At 71.8% G+C, this 18,037-nt stretch carries 18 protein-coding genes; 12 read left to right on the top strand and 6 right to left on the bottom strand.

Annotated features, from left to right (window positions below; translation table 11 throughout):
• Positions 1-25 precede the first annotated feature (25 nt).
• Positions 26-718, bottom strand: coding sequence for an envelope integrity protein Cei (cei, locus tag ACWEV3_RS06105; RefSeq protein WP_452612823.1), 693 nt, complete (start codon positions 716-718; stop codon positions 26-28).
• 479 nt (positions 719-1,197) lie between these two features.
• On the opposite strand from cei, the gene ACWEV3_RS06100 reads away from it, so the two are divergent.
• A complete protein-coding gene (locus ACWEV3_RS06100) occupies positions 1,198-1,497 on the top strand; it encodes a DUF4193 domain-containing protein (protein ID WP_093265014.1) in 300 nt (99 codons plus the stop codon).
• 126 nt (positions 1,498-1,623) lie between these two features.
• Here the strand turns inward: ACWEV3_RS06100 and ACWEV3_RS06095 are convergent, their stop codons facing one another.
• Entirely contained in the window at positions 1,624-2,130 is a 507-nt protein-coding gene (locus tag ACWEV3_RS06095; protein ID WP_452612822.1) for a DUF3093 domain-containing protein, read from the bottom strand.
• Between the two features lie 24 nt (positions 2,131-2,154).
• On the opposite strand from ACWEV3_RS06095, the gene dut reads away from it, so the two are divergent.
• The 4 genes from dut to ACWEV3_RS06075 all read left to right on the top strand — a co-directional run bounded on the left by dut (position 2,155) and on the right by ACWEV3_RS06075 (position 4,662).
• Entirely contained in the window at positions 2,155-2,646 is a 492-nt protein-coding gene (gene dut / locus ACWEV3_RS06090; protein WP_452612821.1) for a dUTP diphosphatase, read from the top strand.
• Positions 2,647-2,650: 4 nt separating this feature from the next.
• Positions 2,651-3,274, top strand: a complete 624-nt coding sequence (locus tag ACWEV3_RS06085; RefSeq protein ID WP_452612820.1) for a DUF3710 domain-containing protein — start codon at positions 2,651-2,653, stop codon at positions 3,272-3,274.
• 273 nt (positions 3,275-3,547) lie between these two features.
• Positions 3,548-3,925 (top strand): OB-fold nucleic acid binding domain-containing protein, encoded by a 378-nt coding sequence (locus ACWEV3_RS06080; protein WP_093265007.1) that lies wholly within the window; start codon positions 3,548-3,550, stop codon positions 3,923-3,925.
• Positions 3,922-4,662, top strand: a complete 741-nt coding sequence (locus ACWEV3_RS06075; protein WP_452612819.1) for a DUF3159 domain-containing protein — start codon at positions 3,922-3,924, stop codon at positions 4,660-4,662. The genes ACWEV3_RS06080 and ACWEV3_RS06075 overlap by 4 nt, the downstream gene beginning before the upstream one ends.
• 75 nt (positions 4,663-4,737) lie before the next feature.
• Here ACWEV3_RS06075 and ACWEV3_RS06070 read toward each other — a convergent pair whose 3' ends face one another.
• A complete protein-coding gene (locus tag ACWEV3_RS06070) occupies positions 4,738-5,409 on the bottom strand; it encodes a potassium channel family protein (RefSeq protein ID WP_132482984.1) in 672 nt (223 codons plus the stop codon).
• Positions 5,409-6,074, bottom strand: a complete 666-nt coding sequence (locus ACWEV3_RS06065) for a potassium channel family protein (RefSeq protein WP_452612818.1) — start codon at positions 6,072-6,074, stop codon at positions 5,409-5,411. Before ACWEV3_RS06065 ends, ACWEV3_RS06070 begins: the two co-directional genes overlap by 1 nt.
• A 237-nt stretch (positions 6,075-6,311) precedes the next feature.
• Here ACWEV3_RS06065 and ACWEV3_RS06060 point away from each other — a divergent pair, with 237 nt between their 5' ends.
• The 4 genes from ACWEV3_RS06060 to dxs all read left to right on the top strand — a co-directional run bounded on the left by ACWEV3_RS06060 (position 6,312) and on the right by dxs (position 12,937).
• Positions 6,312-8,339 carry an APC family permease gene (locus ACWEV3_RS06060; RefSeq protein WP_452612817.1) on the top strand — a complete coding sequence of 676 codons (2,028 nt, stop codon included), beginning with the start codon at positions 6,312-6,314 and terminating at the stop codon, positions 8,337-8,339.
• Positions 8,311-9,549: a class I SAM-dependent RNA methyltransferase gene (locus tag ACWEV3_RS06055; protein WP_452612816.1), complete on the top strand. Its 1,239-nt coding sequence runs from the start codon at positions 8,311-8,313 to the stop codon at positions 9,547-9,549. The genes ACWEV3_RS06060 and ACWEV3_RS06055 overlap by 29 nt, the downstream gene beginning before the upstream one ends.
• Before the next feature lie 25 nt (positions 9,550-9,574).
• Positions 9,575-10,714 (top strand): hypothetical protein, encoded by a 1,140-nt coding sequence (locus ACWEV3_RS06050; protein WP_452612815.1) that lies wholly within the window; start codon positions 9,575-9,577, stop codon positions 10,712-10,714.
• Positions 10,715-11,002: 288 nt separating this feature from the next.
• The gene (gene dxs / locus ACWEV3_RS06045; protein WP_452612814.1) at positions 11,003-12,937 is read left to right on the top strand and encodes a 1-deoxy-D-xylulose-5-phosphate synthase; all 1,935 of its coding nucleotides are present in this window, start codon (positions 11,003-11,005) and stop codon (positions 12,935-12,937) included.
• A 77-nt stretch (positions 12,938-13,014) separates the two neighbouring features.
• Here dxs and ACWEV3_RS06040 read toward each other — a convergent pair whose 3' ends face one another.
• Positions 13,015-14,775 (bottom strand): DUF4153 domain-containing protein, encoded by a 1,761-nt coding sequence (locus ACWEV3_RS06040; protein ID WP_452612813.1) that lies wholly within the window; start codon positions 14,773-14,775, stop codon positions 13,015-13,017.
• A gap of 212 nt (positions 14,776-14,987) precedes the next feature.
• Between ACWEV3_RS06040 and ACWEV3_RS06035 the strand changes: the two genes are divergently transcribed.
• Positions 14,988-15,674 (top strand): response regulator transcription factor, encoded by a 687-nt coding sequence (locus ACWEV3_RS06035; protein WP_452612812.1) that lies wholly within the window; start codon positions 14,988-14,990, stop codon positions 15,672-15,674.
• A complete protein-coding gene (locus tag ACWEV3_RS06030) occupies positions 15,661-16,824 on the top strand; it encodes a sensor histidine kinase (protein ID WP_452612811.1) in 1,164 nt (387 codons plus the stop codon). The genes ACWEV3_RS06035 and ACWEV3_RS06030 overlap by 14 nt, the downstream gene beginning before the upstream one ends.
• Before the next feature lie 20 nt (positions 16,825-16,844).
• Here ACWEV3_RS06030 and ACWEV3_RS06025 read toward each other — a convergent pair whose 3' ends face one another.
• The gene (locus ACWEV3_RS06025; protein ID WP_452612810.1) at positions 16,845-17,249 is read right to left on the bottom strand and encodes a MerR family transcriptional regulator; all 405 of its coding nucleotides are present in this window, start codon (positions 17,247-17,249) and stop codon (positions 16,845-16,847) included.
• A 28-nt stretch (positions 17,250-17,277) separates the two neighbouring features.
• On the opposite strand from ACWEV3_RS06025, the gene ACWEV3_RS06020 reads away from it, so the two are divergent.
• A complete protein-coding gene (locus ACWEV3_RS06020) occupies positions 17,278-18,033 on the top strand; it encodes a methyltransferase domain-containing protein (RefSeq protein ID WP_452612809.1) in 756 nt (251 codons plus the stop codon).
• The last annotated feature ends 4 nt before the right edge of the window (positions 18,034-18,037 follow it).

Raw genomic sequence — 18,037 nt, 5'->3', positions numbered from 1 at the left:
GGTCGCAGGCGCCCTTCGAGCGTCGTCAGCAGTGCACTTCGCGGGCCTTGTTGAGGAGATCGTTGCTGATCTGCGGCGGGGTCACCTCTTGGTGGGCGCCGTCCTGGTGGTCCCGCTGGGGCACCCAGTTCTCCAGCTCCTGGAGCACCTGCTTGGCCTCCGAGGTGGTCTTGATGTCCTTGAAGTCCGCCCCCAGCGCGAGGTCGACGGAGGCGTCCTGGCGTTCGTCGCGCACCAGCTGGGCGCACGGCGCGATCAGGCTCAGCGTCCGCGCCGCGCTCACCCCTGCGCCGCCGAAGCGGATCTGGCCGTGGCACTTCAGGTCGTAGTTGACGTAGACCGGGTCGTTGTCCGCGCCGCCCTTGGCGAAGCCGAGGCTGGAGAGCTCGTCGCTGACCAGCGACGCCTGCCGGGCCTCGCCGTTGCCGTTGAGCACCCGGACCTGCACGTCCTGCTGCGGGATCGGGTTGGTCGAGTCGAGCGCGTTGCGCGGCAGCATCGACCCCAGCGGAACCGGCTCCGGCGCGGCGCCGCCCTGCGGCGCGGCCGTCGGCGTGGTGGGCGGATTGCAGGTCGTCGCCGCCTCGATGTCCTTCACCGAGTCGAAGACCCGGGTCCACAGCAGGCCCGACAGCAGCACGAGCGCGACCAGCACCACCAGGGCGGGCACCGGCCGACGCCGTCGGTACCGGGCTCGTCGACCCGACCTTGCACTCACGGCTGACACGTCCCGCCCCTCCCTGGATGCTTCGACCAGCGTGCGCCCGTCTTCACTAGATCAGCCTAGGCGCACAACCGGCGCCGTGCGGCGCTGGACGCCCCCACCACGTCGGAGCCGTCCGCGACGGGCCGCTGAATCGATGCCGAACGGCGAACTTCCTGCGCACCGCTTCGCGAGGCGAGGTGCCGGGCAACCGAAGAAGGCGACCGGGCGGCATCCGGGGATTGATCTTCGGCGGTCGGCGGATGCAGCGAACACCACACCTATGGGTGACCTGATGCGTGCGCGGACTCGGCATGAGCTACCCTCTCGGCGCCTCACGGAGTGCCGGATGAGGCGAGTCGCTCATTACGGGGGAACTGAACGCGTTGCAGGGCGAGACCACGATCACTGCGCCAATGGGCACAAATCCTGGTCCTGGAACGTTTACCAGCGGCACACCATTGCAGTCTCCACTAACGCAGGGGTGAATCACGATGGCGACCGACTACGACGCTCCGCGCCGCGAGTCCGAAGACTTGGCAGAGGACTCGTTGGAGGAGCTGAAGGCGCGACGCAACGATGCGCAATCCGGCGTCGTCGACGAGGACGAAGGGGCGATCGCGGAGAACTTCGAATTGCCGGGCGCAGACCTGTCCGGCGAGGAGATGACCGTCAAGGTGCTCCCGAAGCAGGCTGACGAGTTCACCTGCTCGAGCTGCTTCCTCGTCCACCACCGCAGCCGGCTGGCCGAAACTCGCAACGGCCAGTTCGTCTGCCGCGACTGCGCCGCCTGATCCAGGCGGCCAGGAGTCGACGAGACCGGGAAGTGGCTGGGCACACGCTGACGGCGTGTGCCCAGTTGTCTTCACGGCTCCCCGCCGGCCGGTCGGACCTGCTCACCGGCGGGGGAGCCGGGTTGGTCAGGACTTCTTCAGGGCGGCGATGAGCCGTTCGGGACGGCGCGTGCTGATCACCCAGTACGGCGTGGGGTCGTCCGGGTCGTTCAGCCAGATCCGCACCGAGGTGCGGATCGACGACCGGTGCACCATGAACGCCGCGGGGTCCAGGTCCGGGCCGAGCGCCCGGCGCTGCTCGGCGGGGGTGATGACCTCCGCGTCCTCGACGAACCGCAGCGGCAGGTGCGCGTCGCCCACCCAGAGCTCGCCGTCGACGACCTCGATCTTGGTGCGACCCAGCCAGAGCGGGATCGCGATGGCCAGCGGGATGAGCACGGCGTAGGGCAGCCATGCGCGCACGCCCGGGTAGCCCATGTGCACCGTGGCGGCCATGATCGCGGCTCCGATGACCGGTAGCGGCCACGCCCACCAGGACGTGTACAACCGCTCGCGGAACACGGGATGCCCCTTCGAATTCGCCTGACCGGGCACGTCCCCGGCGATGCTGGCCGCTTCTACGCTTTCCGACACGTCTTCAGGGTAGTCTCGCCGCCCGTGTCGAACGTGAAGGTCCTGCTGACCCGACTTGACCCCGATGTGCCGTTGCCCGCGTACGCGAAACCAGGCGACGCCGGCGCGGATCTGGTGACCACCAGCGACGTGGTGCTCGAACCCGGCGAACGCGTCGTGGTGGGCACGGGGATCGCGCTGGCCCTGCCGGAGGGCTACGCGGGCTTCGTGCACCCGCGCTCGGGCCTGGCGGCCAAGGCGGGGTTGAGCGTGGTCAACGCGCCCGGCACGGTGGATTCCGGGTACCGCGGTGAGGTCAAGGTCTGCCTGATCAATCATGATCGTGCACAACCGCTGTCGCTGCGGCGCGGCGACCGGATCGCTCAGCTCGTGGTGCAGAAGGTCGAGCACGCGGTGTTCGAGGAGGTCGACGAGCTGCCGGCGTCGCAGCGGGGTGCCGGGGGCTACGGGTCCACCGGCGGGCACGAGGTGCTGGCGGTCTCGGGTGCCGAGACCGGTCACAGGACGGAGGTCTGAGGGGATGTTCGGGTGGGGCCGGAAACGAGGCGAACGTGAGGCCGCGGACGAGGCGCTGAACGCCGAGGAAGCGGAAGTCGTGGAGGGCGGCCCGTTCGACTCGAACGAGGCGCCCGACGACGAGGTCGAGCGGCTCGACCTCGGCTCGGTGCGGGTGCCGGTGCCCGAGGGCGGCCAGCTGCAGGTCGAGGTCGACCCGGCCGGGCCGGTGCGCGCCGTGCACCTGGTCACGCCGGTCGGCCGGCTGACCGTCAGCGCGTTCGCGGCGCCGCGCAGCAGCGGGCTGTGGGACGAGGTCAGCGCCGAGCTCGCCGAGCAGCTGCGCAAGGACGGCGCCCGGGTGTACGCCGAAGAGGGCGACTGGGGCTCTGAACTGGTTGCGGACTCGCCGAACGCGGCGCTGCGGTTCGTCGGGGTCGACGGGCCGCGCTGGCTGCTGCGCGGCGTCGCGGCCGGGCCGGCGGAGCACGCCGAGGAGTGCGCGAAGCTGCTGTACGCGGTCCTCGACGAGACCGTCGTGGTCCGCGGCGACGACCCGCTGCCGGTGCGCACGCCGCTGCCGATCCAGCTGCCGGAAGCGATCCTGCGCCACATCCAGCAGGCTCAGAGCAACGGCCAGCAGGGCTAGGGAGTCGGCGTCGGGCGCCGCCGGAGAACCGGGACGGCGCCCGAGGCGATTTCGCCGCAGCCGAGACAGGTTCGGGCGCGGGAATTTTTCGCTTTTCACCGGAAAGAACCAGCGCGAAGTCGAACACCCAGCGTGGCCGTGTTGATCAAGGTTTAGCCGATCGGGCGGGTCAAGTCGGTTATCCCGCCGGGCCCGCGACTACGCCGTTCTCGGCGGCTACGCTGGGGGTGCACGGGCTTCGAGTCGAGCCCCGGAAGCGCACGGGAGCGCTAGATGAGCAAGACCGACGGCGGCTACTGGCGTCGCCTCGTACGCCGCTTGACCAGCGACGTCGCCGAGTTGGACGCCGATGACCTCTCGGAGCGGTCCCAAGCCGGCGGAGCCCAGCGAGCCAGCGACTGCCAGTGCGGGCAGGAGGCCGTGGTGCTCGGCCGGGTGCGCAGCGTGGGCCTGTGCCCGAAGGCGTCGGCACCGACGCTGGAGGCCGAGTTGTACGACGGCACCGAGGACGTGACCCTGGTCTGGCTCGGGCGCCGCCGGATCGCCGGCATCGAACCCGGGCGGATCATCAAGGCCCGGGGCCGGATCGCGGTCCGCGACGGCCGCAAGGTGCTTTACAACCCCTACTACGAGTTGCAGAACACCGCATGAGCGAACGCGACGCATCCGCCGCCGGGACACCAGCCCAGGACGCGGCCGACAACCAGCAGGACCCGACCGCGCAGCGGGCCGGCGATCCCGAGAAGACCCTGCTCGAACAGATGGGCGGCGTCGGCGGGCTGGCCTACTCCGCGGTCCCGATCGTGGTCTTCGTGCTGGTCAGCTCCTTCACCTCGCTGATGCCGGCGATCTGGTCGGCGATCGGTGTCGCGATCGCGATCGCGATCTTCCGGCTGGTGCGCAAGGAGCCGCTGCAGCCCGCCATCTCCGGCGTGCTCGGGGTGGCGGTGTGCTCGTTCATCGCCTACCGCTCGGGCGATGCCAAGGGCTTCTTCCTGCTGGGCATCTGGACGAGCCTGATCTACGGCGGCGTGTTCCTGGTGTCGGTGCTGGCCCGCTGGCCGCTGGTGGGCGTGGCCTGGTCGGCGCTGAACGGGCTGGGCTTCTCCTGGCGCAAGCAGCGCCGGGCGCTGCGCGGCTACGACCTGGCGACGCTGGCCTGGACCGTGGTGTTCGCCGCGAAGTACGTGGTGCAGCAGTGGCTGTACGACTCCGATCAGACCGGCTGGCTGGCGTTCGCGCGGATCGCGATGGGCTATCCGCTGACCGGCCTGGCGCTGATCGTCACGGTGTGGGCGATCCGCCGCGCTTCGAAGGTCGCCGAGCAGGAGAAGGCCGAAGCCCTGCCGGAGCCGGGAGCCATCGACTCCAAGCCCTCGCTGGGCTGACCCGCCCGGTTCGAGCCGACCGGCAGGGCCGCCGTTCTCGTGCGAGAACGGCGGCCCTGCCGGTCTGGAAACCCGTCAGTCGGTGGGTTGGCGGTCGTGGATGATCGCCCGGATCTGCTGCTCGACGTCCGCGATGGCCACGAACAGCATCTCGTCGCCGGCTTCCAGCGGGTCGTCGGCCTGCGGCACGATCACCCGGCCGCCGCGCAGGATGGTGACCAGCGCCGCGTCGGACGGCAGCTTCAGGTCGCGGACCCGGCGGCCCGCCAGCGGCGTGGAATCCGGCAGCGTCACCTCGACCAGGTTGGCCTGGCCCTGCCGCAGCGTCATCAGCCGCACCAGGTCGCCGACGTTGACCGCTTCCTCCACCATCGCGGCCAGCATCCGCGGCGTGGACACCGCGACGTCGACGCCCCAGGCCTCGGTGAACAGCCACTCGTTGAGCGGGTCGTTGACGCGGGCCACCACGCGGCGCACCGCGAACTCCGTCTTCGACAGCAGCGACACCACCAGGTTGACCTTGTCGTCCCCGGTGGCGGCGATGACCACGTCGCAGGACTCCAGCCCGGCTTCCTCCAGCGACGCCAGCTCGCAGGCGTCGGCGAGCATCCACTCGGCGCCGGGGATGTTCTTCGGGTGGTAGTTCTGGATGCTCCGCTCGATCAGCAGGACCTCGTGGTCGCCTTCGAGCAGCTCCCGCGCGATGGACTGGCCGACCGCGCCGGCGCCCGCGATCGCGATGCGCATTACTCGCTCTCCTCGGGGGTGCGGCGGGCCGCCGCCGTGACGTCGGTGACGGTGCCCGACAGCGCCGCCACGTAGACGGTGTCGTCGGCCTGGATGACGGTCTTGGCGTCCGGCAGCACGCCGTTGCCGAACCGCATGATGAACGCGACCCGGGCGCCGGTGGCGGATTCCAGCTCGGCGACCCGGCGGCCGACCCAGCCGTCGTCCAGCGGCAGCTGCAGGACCGCGACGGTGCCGGAGGGCTCGCGCCACGCGGTGGCGACGCCCTCGGGCAGCAGCATGCGCAGGAACCGGTCGGTCGTCCACGGCACGGTGGCCACCGTCGGGATCCCCAGCCGCTGGTACACCTCGGCGCGCTTGGGGTCGTAGATGCGTGCAACGACGTGCTCGATGCCGAAGGTCTCGCGGGCGACCCTGGCCGAGACGATGTTGGAGTTGTCCCCGTTGGACACCGCGGCGAACGCGGTCGCCCGTTCGATCCCCGCCTCGACCAGGATGTCCCGGTCGAAGCCGTTGCCGGTGACCTGCTGGCCGCGGAAGTCCTTGCCCAGGCGGTGGAACGCCTGGGGGTTCTTGTCGACCACGGCCACGGTGTGATCGAGCCGTTGCAGGGCCGTGGCCAGGGAGGCCCCGACCCGGCCGCAGCCCATGATCACCACGTGCACGACCTTGTCTCCTCGCTGCGGGGGGTGTGGGGTTGTCGGCCACGACCTCGCGATCGTCTGCCGACCGTACCGGCACGGGCGCTGATCCGGTCCGGTTCGCGCCCATCGGTTCCAGGCTGGTGCACCGTACCGGGTGAGACGCCCCCGGGGGCAGGGCGGCGCGCAGGATGTGACCTGAGAGCAATTCCGGCAGCCAGGGTCGTCAGTCGACCCGCCTTTGCGCTTACGCTCTGTGCCGTGTCCAAGCTCGCAACCGCGGCGAAACGGTTGATCGTAGGTCGGCCGTTCCGCAGCGACCGCCTTTCGCACACGCTGCTGCCCAAGCGCATCGCCCTGCCGATTTTCTCGTCGGATGCGATGTCCAGCGTTGCGTATGCGCCTGAAGAGATCCTGCTGGTGCTCTCGGCGGCCGGTGTGTCGGCGTTCGCGGTGAGCCCGTGGATCGGGATCGTCGTCGCGCTCGTGATGATCACGGTGGTCGCCTCCTACCGGCAGAACGTGCGCGCCTATCCCTCCGGTGGTGGCGACTACGAGGTCGCCACCGTCAACCACGGTCGCCGGTTCGGCCTGGTGGTGGCCAGTGCCCTGCTGGTCGACTACATCCTCACCGTCGCGGTGTCGATCTCCTCGGCCGCGGCGAACATCGGATCGGTCATCCCGTTCGTGGCCGAGCACAAGGTGCTGTTCGCGGTCGGGGCGATCGCGCTGCTGACCGCGATGAACCTGCGCGGCGTCCGGGAGTCCGGGTCGCTGTTCGCGGTCCCGGTCTACGCCTTCCTCATCGGCGTGCTCGGCATGATCGCCTGGGGGTTCTTCCAGGTGTTCGTGCTCGGCCGCGAGCTGCGCGCCGAGAGCGCGAGCTTCCAGATCCTGCCCGACGAGACCCAGATGGCCGGCGTGGCGTTCGTGTTCCTGGTGCTGCGGGCGTTCTCCTCCGGTAGCGCTGCGCTGACCGGTGTCGAGGCGATCAGCAACGGGGTGCCCGCGTTCCGCAAGCCGAAGTCCCGCAACGCGGCCACCACGCTGGCGATGATGGGCGGCTTCGCCATCGCGATGTTCCTCGGCCTGATCGTGCTGGCCCAGCTGACCGGCGCGGTGATCGCGGAGAACCCGGCGCACCAGCTGATCGGCGCCCCGCCGGGCTACGAGCAGAAGACGCTGGTCGCTCAGCTCGCCGGCGCGGTGTTCACGGGCTTCGCGCCCGGCGTCTGGTACCTGGTGTTCTTCACCGGCCTGATCCTGGTGCTGGCCGCCAACACCGCGTTCAACGGCTTCCCGGTGCTGGGTTCGATCCTGGCGCAGGACCGCTTCCTGCCGCGCCAGCTGCACACCCGCGGCGACCGGCTGGCGTTCTCCAACGGCATCCTGTTCCTGGCCGCCGGTGCGATCATCCTGGTGTTCGCCTTCGAGGCCGAGGTGACCCGGCTGATCCAGCTCTACATCGTCGGCGTGTTCGTGTCGTTCGTGCTCAGCCAGAGCGGCATGATCCGGCACTGGAACAGGTTGCTGCGCAAGGAAACCGATCCGCAGGCCCGGCGCCGGATGCGGCGCGCGCAGGCGATCAACTCCTTCGGCCTGTTCATGACGGCCAGCGTGCTGGTGATCGTGCTGATCACCAAGTTCACCCACGGCGCCTGGATCGCGATCGCCGCGATGGCCGCGATCTACGTGCTGATGACCGCGATCCGCCGGCACTACGACCGCGTCGCCGACGAGCTCAAGCAGCAGGAGGCGGACGCGGTGCTGCCGTCGCGCAACCACGCGCTGATCCTGGTCTCCAAGCTGCACCTGCCGACCATGCGCGCGATCGCCTACGCCCGCGCCACCCGGCCGGACGTGCTCGAAGGCGTCACCGTCAACGTGGACGACGAGGACACCCGCGAGCTGACGAAGCGGTGGGAGGCGGAGAATCTCCCGGTGCCGTTGAAGGTGCTGGAGTCGCCGTACCGGGAGATCACCCGGCCGGTGCTCGAATACGTCAAGCGGATCCGGCGGGACAGCCCCCGCGACGTGGTCACCGTGTTCATCCCCGAATACGTCGTCGGCCACTGGTGGGAGCAGCTGCTGCACAACCAGAGCGCGCTGCGGCTGAAGAGCCGCCTGCTGTTCCAGCCGGGCGTGATGGTCACCAGCGTGCCGTGGCAGCTGGAGTCGTCCGCGCGGGTCCGCCAGAAGCAGCTCACCTCGATGCCGGGCGCGGCCCGGCGCGGGCTGGGTACGAACGGGAAGGTGAACAGTGACCGAAAGGCCGGACTGGACAGGTAGGCGGCTGGAGGTCGAGATCGGGCCGGTCGCGCACGGCGGCCACTGCGTGGCCCGGCACGAGGGCCGGGTGATGTTCGTCCGCCACGCGCTGCCCGGCGAGGTCGTCGTCGCGGAGGTCACGGAGGACGCCGGCGGCGGCTTCTGCCGCGCGGACGCGGTCGAGGTGCTGACCGCGGCGCCGGGGCGGGTCAGCCCGCCGTGCCCGATGGCGGACATGGCGCTCGGCCGCGACCGGTGCGGCGGCTGCGACTGGCAGCACGCCTCCGGCGAGGCGCAGCGGGAGCTGAAGGCCGCGGTGATCGCCGAGCAGCTGCAGCGGATCGCCGGGATCGACTGGCCGGTCCGGGTGCGGGAACTGCCCGGCGGGCTGCTGCGCTGGCGCAGCCGCGCGCGGCTGGCGGTGGACCGCGAGGGCCGGGCGGGATTCCGCGCGCACCGCAGCCACCGGGTGATCCCGGTGGAGGACTGCCCGATCACCGTCGAGGGCGCGCTGGACGGGGTCACGAACCGCCGATGGCGTCCGGGCGCGGAGCTGACGGTGGCCGCCGATGCCACCGGTGACGTGCACGTCACGGCCGTGGACCACAAGCCGCAGCGGCGGCACGGGCGGGCCGTCGCCCGGCAGGTGCAGGGCAGCGGGGTGGCCCGCGAATCCGCCGGCGGGCGGTCCTTCGACGTCGCGGTGCAGGGCTTCTGGCAGGTGCACAAGGCCGCTCCGGACGTCTTCACCGAGGTCGTCGGGCGGCTGGCGGCCGCGCCGGCGGGCGGCGTGGCGTGGGACCTCTACGGCGGGGTCGGCCTGTTCGCGGCCGTGCTCGCCGAGCAGGTCGGCCCGGCGGGCTCGGTGGTGCTGGTCGAGTCGTCGAAGCGCGCGGTGGAGGACGCGGTGGCGAACCTGCGGGACCTACCGCAGGTGTCGTTCCGGGCGGGCACGGTGGAGGCGGTGGCCACCGACGAGGACCTGCAGGCGCCGGACGTCGTGGTGCTGGACCCGCCGCGCAAGGGCGCGGGCCGGGACGTGGTGGAGTCGGTGACCGCGCGCCGCCCGGCGCGGATCGTGCACGTCGCGTGCGATCCGGCGGCGCTGGCGCGGGACGTCGGCCTGTTCGCGGAGCGCGGCTACCGGATGACCGAGCTGGAGGCCTTCGACGCCTTCCCGATGACGCACCACATCGAATGCATCGCACTGCTGGAGCCGGATCCGCGCTGAGCCGGGCGGGAACGGGATCCATGAGATGACGCAACGCGAACACGTGCCGGAGGTCCTCCCGGCCCCGCCCGCTACCGGGCCCGCGGTGCAGCCCGTCCCGGCACCGGGGACGACGGCGCCGGACGCCGTGCCAGGGTGCCGGGCGACCGCGTTCCTGTTGGCGGCGTTGGGAATCGTGCTGGTCCCTGCAAGCCTGCTGCTGCTCGGTTCGTCCACTGTGCCCGGTTATTTCACCGGGTGGGCCGCGGGCTGGATCGTGGTCGCCGCGGCGGCGTGGCTGGCCGACTCCCGCACGCCGCGCCGCTGGCCGGGCTGGGCGCTGCTGGCAGCCGTGCCGCAGGCGATCGTCAACGTCGTGTTCGCCGCGCCGATCGGCGCGGTCTCGCTGGTCGCCGTGATCGCCTCGCCCGCCCTGGCGGTGCTGGCGCACCGCCGGTTCGTCGGGCTCGCGGGGGATCTCGCGGAGCTGGACGTCGAGATCGCGGTGCCGCTCGACGCGCTCGGCAGCGGGCGCCTGTTGATCGGTCGGGACCGGATCGTGCTCGACCGGACCGGCAGCGCCGGACGGGTCCGGCAGGCACTGCCCCTGGCCGAGCTGGCCTTCGCGCAGGCGGGGGAGATCAGCGGGGAATCGGGCGGCTGGTGGCCGCTACCTGGCGGCACCGGCATCCGCCTGCGCAGCGGCCCGGCGCTCCGGCTGGTCGCCGGGCCGCAGCAGTGGGTGGTCCACGTCGCCGATCCGCAACTGGTCGCCGCGATCGTCCGGCGGCGCGCCACCGCGGCGTGGCCGCTGCGCACCGGCCCGCAGGACCTCGCCGCCTGGCACCGGCTGCGCGGCTGGGCCGCCGCTCGCGCCACGACGGTGCGGGGCGGCAGCCGGGCACACGCCTACCCGGCGTTCCGGATCCTGCTCGGCGGCGTGCTGGTGGTGTTCGGCTCGATGCTGCTGACCACCGCGATCGGCCGGGGCATCGGCGACCCGGTGCTGTGGATCATCGCGGTGGCCGTGCTGGGCGCGGGCGCGTTCCTGGCCGTCGACCGGCTCCGGGTGCGGCGCCGCCTCGACCAGGCCGAACTGCACCAGCTGCCGCCCGGCAGCCCGCCCTGGGGAGACCTCCGCCCGGATCACGCCCCGCTGCCCGAGTGGCGGCCGTTCCCGCGGTGATGACCCCCACAGCGCTGGGCGCCGCCCGGTGAGCAGGGCGCAAAACCGTGGGGCCGAGGCGATCGCATCGGGCGGTCCGCGGGGCGCCGCTGACCCCAGCGGTTCGGCGGAATGCGCAGGTGGTGCTCCGGGTAGCCGCGCGGTTGCGCACGGTGCCGCGCACCACGCCGGGCCGTCGGCAGCCCCCTCCGTAGACTGGGACGCGCTATGCATCGCGGCGGAGCCAGGCAGCCAGCCCGGCCCCGGCATGCGAATGAACCCGACCGGCACGACGAGTGAGGTGGAACGGTGACGCTGCTGGGGTCCGTGCACAGTCCGGCCGATGTAAAGCGCCTGACGCACCCTGAGCTGGCGCAACTGGCTTCGGAGATCAGGCGTTTCCTGATCGAGAAGGTGTCCCGCACCGGCGGGCACCTGGGGCCGAACCTGGGCGCGGTGGAACTGACCCTGGCCGTCCACCGGGTCTTCGACTCGCCGCAGGACGCCATCGTGTTCGACACCGGGCACCAGGCGTACGTCCACAAGATCATCACGGGTCGGCAGGACGGATTCGACCAGCTCCGCAAGCGCGACGGCCTCTCCGGCTACCCGTCGCGCACAGAGAGCGCCCACGACTTCGTGGAGAACAGCCACGCCTCCACCGCGCTGTCCTACGCCGATGGCCTGGCCCGCTCCTTCCAGCTCGGCGGCAAGCCGCAGCACGCGGTGGCGATCGTCGGCGACGGCGCGCTCACCGGCGGCATGTGCTGGGAGGCGCTGAACAACATCGCCGCGGACCAGGAGCGTCCGGTGGTGATCGTGGTCAACGACAACGGCCGGTCCTACGCGCCGACGATCGGCGGCCTCGCCGAGCACCTCGCCGCGCTGCGGCTGAACCCCAGCTACGAGAAGGCGCTGGAGAGCGGCCGCCGCACGCTGCGCAACCTCCCGGTCGTCGGGCGCTCGCTCTACACCGGACTGCACGCGGCCAAGAGCGGCATCAAGGACGCGATCAGCCCGCAGGTGATGTTCTCCGACCTCGGCATCAAGTACCTGGGCCCGGTCGACGGCCACGACCTGCGCGCGATGGAGCACGCGCTGCAGATGGCCAAGTCCTTCGGCGGCCCGGTGATCGTGCACGCGGTGACCCGCAAGGGCAACGGGTTCGCGCCGGCCGAGAACGACCAGGCCGAGCAGATGCACCAGGTCAAGGTCATCGACCCCGAGACCGGACTGCCGACCAAGCCGGCCCCGAAGAGCTGGACGGACGTCTACGCCGAGGAGCTGGTGCGCATCGGTGCCGAGCGCCCGGACGTGGTGGCCATCACCGCGGCGATGCTCGGCCCGACCGGGCTGAAGAAGTTCGCCGAGGCGTACCCGGACCGCTGCATCGACGTGGGCATCGCCGAGCAGCACGGCATGACCGCGGCGGCCGGGATGGCGATGGGCGGCCTGCACCCGGTGTTCGCGGTGTACTCGACGTTCCTGAACCGGGCGTTCGACCAGCTGCTGATGGACGTGGCGCTGCACAAGCAGCCGGTCACGGTCACGCTGGACCGCTCCGGCATCACCGGTGACGACGGTGCCAGCCACAACGGCATGTGGGACCTGTCGATCCTGGGCCTGATCCCGGGCATCCAGGTCGCCGCGCCGCGCGACGCCGTGACGCTGTGCGAGGAGTTGCGCGAGGCGGTCGCCGTCGACGACGGCCCGACCGTGATGCGGTTCTCCAAGGGCTCGGTGATCGAGGAGGTCCCGGCCGTGGAGCGGGTCGGCGGCGTCGACGTGCTGCGCCGCTCGGGGGACGCGGACGACGTGCTGCTGGTCGCGGTCGGCGCGTTCGGCAAGCTGGCGGTCGCCGCGGCGGAGCGGCTCGCCGCGCAGGGCATCGGGGTGACCGTGGTCGACCCGCGCTGGGTGCTGCCCGTTCCGGATCAGATCGTCGAGATGGCCGCGCAGCACCGGCTGGTGGTCACCCTGGAGGACTGCGGTCGGCACGGCGGGTTCGGCTGGGCGCTGGCGGCGGCGCTGCGCGACGCGGAGCTGGACGTGCCGCTGCGCGATCTGGCGGTGCCGAACCGCTTCCTGACGCACTCCTCGCGCGAGGAGGTGCTGGCCGACCTCGGCCTCACCGAGCAGGACATCGCCCGCCGGATCACGGAGTGGGTCGCCAAGCGCGGCGACGGGCGCGTCGCGCTGCGGGTCGCGGCGGACCCGGACCGCCCGGAAGCCGCCAACGGCTGACCTGTCGGCGTTCCGGTCTCACCACAGATCAGCGGGTGCCGCCCAGCCCGGGCGGCACCCGCTGATCACTGTTCACGTCAGGACTGACGGGCCAGGTGGTCGGAGAGGTTCCAGGAGCGCCAGCCCTCGTCGGACAGGTCCTCGGTGATCTCCGCGACGACCGGCCCGCGGGCCGCCTCCGGCAGGCCCTGCAGCGCGGGAAGCGCGTCCGCCGACAGCCTCTCCAGGTACTCCTGGTCGAGCTTGCCGGTCGCCTCGAAGCGGGCGATGTTGCGCTCGGCGATGAACGCGTCGGGGTTGAGCGCCGCCAGCCCGAGCAGCGCCGCCATCGCCGTGCCGACCACCGCGGCGGGCAGCCAGCCTGCCCGCAGCCGGGCGCCGGCTGCGATGACCAGCAGGTACACCACGCCCAGCCACAGCTCGCAGGACATCACCAGCAGGCGCATCACGGTGTAGCCGTAAGCGTCCTGGTAGGCCCACATGCGGATCAGCGCGGAGAACACGATGAGCAGCGTGAGCACGGCGAGCGCACCGCCCAGCCCGCGCAGCAGGTTGCGATCGAACTCGGTGCTCTTGGGCGCCCAGCGCGCCGCGGCGCCGATGATCGGCAGGGTGAGGATCGTGACGAACGTCAGCTGCCAGAAGCCGCTGCGGGCGTAGCCCGCATAGGTCAGCTGCTCGGTGTGCTGAACGTGCTGCTCGCCGCCGAACATCGGAGTGCTCTGCACCGCGATGAACGCCGCGAACAGCACAACCAGCACGCCGATCGGCAGTGCCCATTCGAGCCGCCGCAGCGTCTTGACCTCGCGGGTCGCCTCCGCCGGTTCCGGTGGGCGGAGCAGGGTGAAGGCGGCACCCAGGGTGGCCGCCCCGAAGACGACCAGCACGAACGTCCAGCGGAAGAAGGACTCCCCGTCGAGGCGCGGCAGCACGGCCGAGGCCAGCGCCGCGAAGTTCTCGTCGGCGCCGGCGAACAACGCGCCGAAGATCAGCAGCAGCAGAACCGTGACCGCCAGCGACGCCACTAGCCGCAGGCCGACCGAGCCGCGGCCGCGTTCGCGCACGCCCCGCACCGCCCAGGGCAAGGCTCGGAGGGCCGCTACCGGGATCGCGATGGCGGCCAGCCCGAACCCCCGCACGCTCCGCCCACCGGTCACCGCGAGCACTCCGGCGACCCCGGCGGTCAGCACGCACCACGCCGTGAGCCAGTCCGCCGACCGGAAAGCGCACACCGACAGCAGCAGCAAGGCCGTCACCGCCCAGCACAGCTGTCCGATGTGGACCTTCCGTTCCGCCTTGCGGCCTACCAGGAACATCCCGGCGGCGATGGTCAGGCCGAGCAGCGGCCAGCCGATCCCGGGCCCGCCCAGCGGCACGAAGATCGCCGCGGCGGCGCCGCCGATCACCGCCGCGAGCAACGCCACGGGAGCGCCCGAGACCCCCGGCCGCGGCCAGAAGGCGTCGAACAGCGGCGGTGGTGGGGCGAACGGCGGATGGAGTGGCGGATAAGGAGTTCCCGCGGGCATCGGCAACTGCGCCATCGGAGCCATCGGCACCGGAGCTCCCTGCACCGGTTGCATCGGCGGCAACGGCGCGCCCTGGGCGGCCGGGGGAGGACCTGGCTCGGGGGCTTCCGGAGCGGCGGCAGGTTGATCGGGTTCGCCCGCCGGCCCCGGCTGTTCATCCGGTTCGGCCGCGGTGTCCTCACCTGGTGCGGATTCCGCGGACGATCCGTCCGGCGCGTCGGGCTCGCCGACCGGCCGCTCGTCCTCCTCGGGCGTCACCTCGCGCCCTGCGGCGTCATCCGGTTCCGGCGCTTGGTTCGGTTTGCCGGGCATGATCCTCCAGCGGTGCGTTGAGCGCTTTTCCATTGGACGCACGAAGGCCGAATCGGTTCACTGGATTTGCCGGATTTCGGGAGGATTTTGCTCCCAGCCCCGGCCGAAGGCGTTGATGTCGGTCCGCTCGGCGGAACGGGCCCTCGACCGGCCGGTCGCGCAGCCGCGCACGCCGTCCCGGCTCCGCCGCCGGGCTGTGGCAGGGTGAACGGGTGCGAATCCTGGTCGTCGAGGATGAGAAGCCGCTGGCCGATGCGATAGCTCGCGGGCTGCGCCGGGAAGGCATGGCCGTGGACGTCGCCTACGACGGCGAGAGCGGGCAGGAGAAGGCGTCGATCACCCGCTACGACGTGCTGGTGCTCGACCGCGATCTGCCGGGCATGTCCGGCGACGAGCTGTGCCGCCGGCTGGTGTCCTCCGGCGAGCTGACCCGGGTGCTGATGCTCACGGCCAGCGGCACCGTCGCCGACCGCGTCGCCGGGTTGTCCCTGGGCGCCGACGACTACCTGGCCAAGCCGTTCGCGTTCGCGGAGCTGATCGCCCGGGTCCGGGCGCTGGGGCGGCGGGCCACGCCGGCGCAGCCGCCGCTGCTCACCGCGCTGGAGCTGGAGCTGGATTCCGCGCGGCGCACCGTGCACCGGCGCGACGGCGAGGTGGAGCTGACCCGCAAGGAGTTCGGCGTGCTGGAGGTGCTGCTGTCGGCCGGCGGCGGCGTGGTCAGCTCCGAGGAACTGCTGGAACGGGTGTGGGACGAGAACGCCGACCCGTTCACCACGACGGTGCGGGTCACGATGATGACGCTGCGCAAGAAGCTGGGGGAGCCGGGCATCATCGAAACCGTGGTCGGCTCCGGCTACCGGGTGCCGTCCGCGGGCGGCGCCGAGCATGCCAGGGACTGAGCCGATGCGCGCGGCCGCCCGACCGATCACCCGCCGCGGTCCGGGACTGCGAACCCGGCTGACGCTGCTGGCCACGGCCCTGGTCGCCGCGGTGAGCGGGCTGCTGCTGTGGCTGGGCTGGATGCTGGTCGGCAACGTGGTCGCCGCGGTGCCCCGGCTGCCCGCCGGGACGCCGGTCCGGGTGCACGGCGTGGACGTACCCGCCGAGCTGCTGGGAGAGGCGCTGCGCGACTCCGCGCGGCAGCAGGTGCTGTTGATCGGCGGATTCGCCTTCGTAGCAGTGGTTCTGGCGGCCGCGCTGCTGGCGTGGACGGTGACCGGCCGGGTCCTGCGCCCGCTGCACGACGTGACTGCGGCGGCGCACCGGTTGTCCGCGGAGTCGCTGGACGAGCGGATCGCGCTGAGCGGCCCGCGCGATGAAGTCGCCCAGCTGGCCGACACCTTCGACGCGATGCTCGACCGGTTGCAGGCGGCGTTCGACTCGCAGCGCCGGTTCGTGGCCAACGCGAGTCACGAACTGCGCACGCCGTTGTCGGTGATCCGCACGGAACTCGACGTCACGCTGTCGGACCCGGACGCCGATGAGGCGGAGCTGCGGCGGATGGCCGATGTGGTCCGGGAAGCGACGGCCCGCGCGGAGCGGCTGGTGGAGGCGCTGCTGCTGCTGGCCCGCACCGAAGGCGTGGAGTTGGCGGTGCGGGAGCCGGTGGACCTCACGGAGCTCGTGGGCCGCGCGCTGCACGCGGTGGAGCAGGAGGCGCGGCAGCGCGGACTGCGCATCAAGTGCTGCGAGGAACCGGCTTTCGCCGTCGGCGATCCGGCGCTGCTGGAGCGCGTCGCGGGCAATCTGCTGGAGAACGCGGTGCGGCACAACGTGGATGGCGGCTGGGTGGAGATCAGCACCGGCAGCGATCCACAGTGGACGACTCTGCGGGTCGCGTCGTCCGGGCCGCGGATTCCGGACGATCAGGTGGAATCGCTCTTCGAACCCTTCCGCCGGGCCGGAGTCCAGCGCACGGCCAGGAACGGCGCGGGCCTGGGCCTGTCGATCGTCCAAGCGGCGGCGAAGGCGCACCACGGCCGGGTCCGGGCGGAATCCCTCCCGGCCGGCGGCCTCGCGGTAACGGTCCAGCTCCCCGCCGCGCCGTAGCACCGTCGGGCCGAGCACGCTCAGACGGCGATGCGATCCGCCACCGCCTGCTGGAAATGGGCGCACCGGGTGACGTCCTCGTGATCGCAGCCGAGGGCGCAGTCGATGAGTTCGAGGGACGCCTGCGCGGCGGCGATGCGGGAGCGGAGAGCCGCTGCCTCCTCCCGCAGGATGTCCCTCCGGTTCAGGGGATCGCCGGTGGCGGCCAGCGAACGGATGGTGTCGAGGGACAGCCCGGCCTCCTTGGCGCGCAGGATGACGGCGACGCGGGTGAGGTCGGCGGCGTCGTAGCGGCGGCGTCCGGCTGCGTCGCGTGCGGGGGCGAGGAGCCCCATTGCTTCCCAATGGCGCAGGACGTGCGTGGCCAGGCCGAAGCGACCGGCGAGGGCACCGATGCTCATCGACTCGTGCTCGCTTGACTTCATGCCGACATTAAGGCGCAGCCTGGTGCCCATGATCAAGCAATCGACGGACGACCTCATCGCACGGCTCGACGCGGCCGACCGGCTGCCGGGCGCTGCGGAACTGCGGACCCTCTCCTACGACCTGCTCGGCGTCGGCCCCGGGAGGTCGGCGGTGGACGTCGGATGTGGCGCCGGACGTGCCGTGGCGGAGCTGGCCGAACGAGGTGCGCGCGCCATCGGTGTGGACCCGGACGAGCAGATGATCGCCGTCGCCCGCGACCGGTGGCCCGGGGCGGACTTCCGGATCGCCGGGGCGTGCGAACTGCCGCTGGCGGACGCCTCGGTGGACGGTTACCGGGCCGACAAGGTGTTCCACGAACTGGCCGAGCCGGAGCGGGCCTTGGCGGAAGCGCGCCGGGTTCTCGCGCCCGGTGGGCGAATCGTGCTGCTGGGCCAGGACTGGGACGACATCCTCATCGACTCCGACGATCCGGTCCTCACCCGGACCATCGTGCACGCCCGCGCCGACCTGATCACCAGCCCGCGCGCCGCCCGCCGCTACCGGAACCTGCTGCTGGACGCCGCGTTCGACGACGTGGCGGTCGAGGTGCGCACCGGTGTGTTCACCGGGAAGCCGATGCTGCCCATGCTCACCGGACTCGCCGCAGGAGCCCGCTCCACCGGCGCCATCACGCGCGAGCAGGCGGACGGCTGGATGGCCGAGCAGCGTGCGCGGGCGGAGGCCGACCGGCTCTTCCTCGCGCTGCCGATGTTCGTGGCAGCGGCGACGAACCCGGGACGTTAGAAGC

Source organism: Saccharopolyspora sp. NPDC003752, assembly GCF_053605825.1.
This window is presented reverse-complemented; position numbering and strand designations above follow the sequence as displayed.

What these genes read in the sequence shown, in the direction of transcription:
- ACWEV3_RS06100 (WP_093265014.1), top strand. Translation starts at nt 1,198, where the DNA reads ATGGCGACCGACTACGACGCTCCGCGCCGCGAGTCCGAAGACTTGGCA.
- ACWEV3_RS06085 (WP_452612820.1), top strand. Translation starts at nt 2,651, where the DNA reads ATGTTCGGGTGGGGCCGGAAACGAGGCGAACGTGAGGCCGCGGACGAG.
- ACWEV3_RS06080 (WP_093265007.1), top strand. Translation starts at nt 3,548, where the DNA reads ATGAGCAAGACCGACGGCGGCTACTGGCGTCGCCTCGTACGCCGCTTG.
- ACWEV3_RS06075 (WP_452612819.1), top strand. Translation starts at nt 3,922, where the DNA reads ATGAGCGAACGCGACGCATCCGCCGCCGGGACACCAGCCCAGGACGCG.
- ACWEV3_RS06070 (WP_132482984.1), bottom strand. Translation starts at nt 5,409, where the DNA reads ATGCGCATCGCGATCGCGGGCGCCGGCGCGGTCGGCCAGTCCATCGCG.
- ACWEV3_RS06050 (WP_452612815.1), top strand. Translation starts at nt 9,575, where the DNA reads ATGACGCAACGCGAACACGTGCCGGAGGTCCTCCCGGCCCCGCCCGCT.
- ACWEV3_RS06040 (WP_452612813.1), bottom strand. Translation starts at nt 14,775, where the DNA reads ATGCCCGGCAAACCGAACCAAGCGCCGGAACCGGATGACGCCGCAGGG.
- ACWEV3_RS06030 (WP_452612811.1), top strand. Translation starts at nt 15,661, where the DNA reads ATGCCAGGGACTGAGCCGATGCGCGCGGCCGCCCGACCGATCACCCGC.
- ACWEV3_RS06025 (WP_452612810.1), bottom strand. Translation starts at nt 17,249, where the DNA reads ATGAAGTCAAGCGAGCACGAGTCGATGAGCATCGGTGCCCTCGCCGGT.
- ACWEV3_RS06020 (WP_452612809.1), top strand. Translation starts at nt 17,278, where the DNA reads ATGATCAAGCAATCGACGGACGACCTCATCGCACGGCTCGACGCGGCC.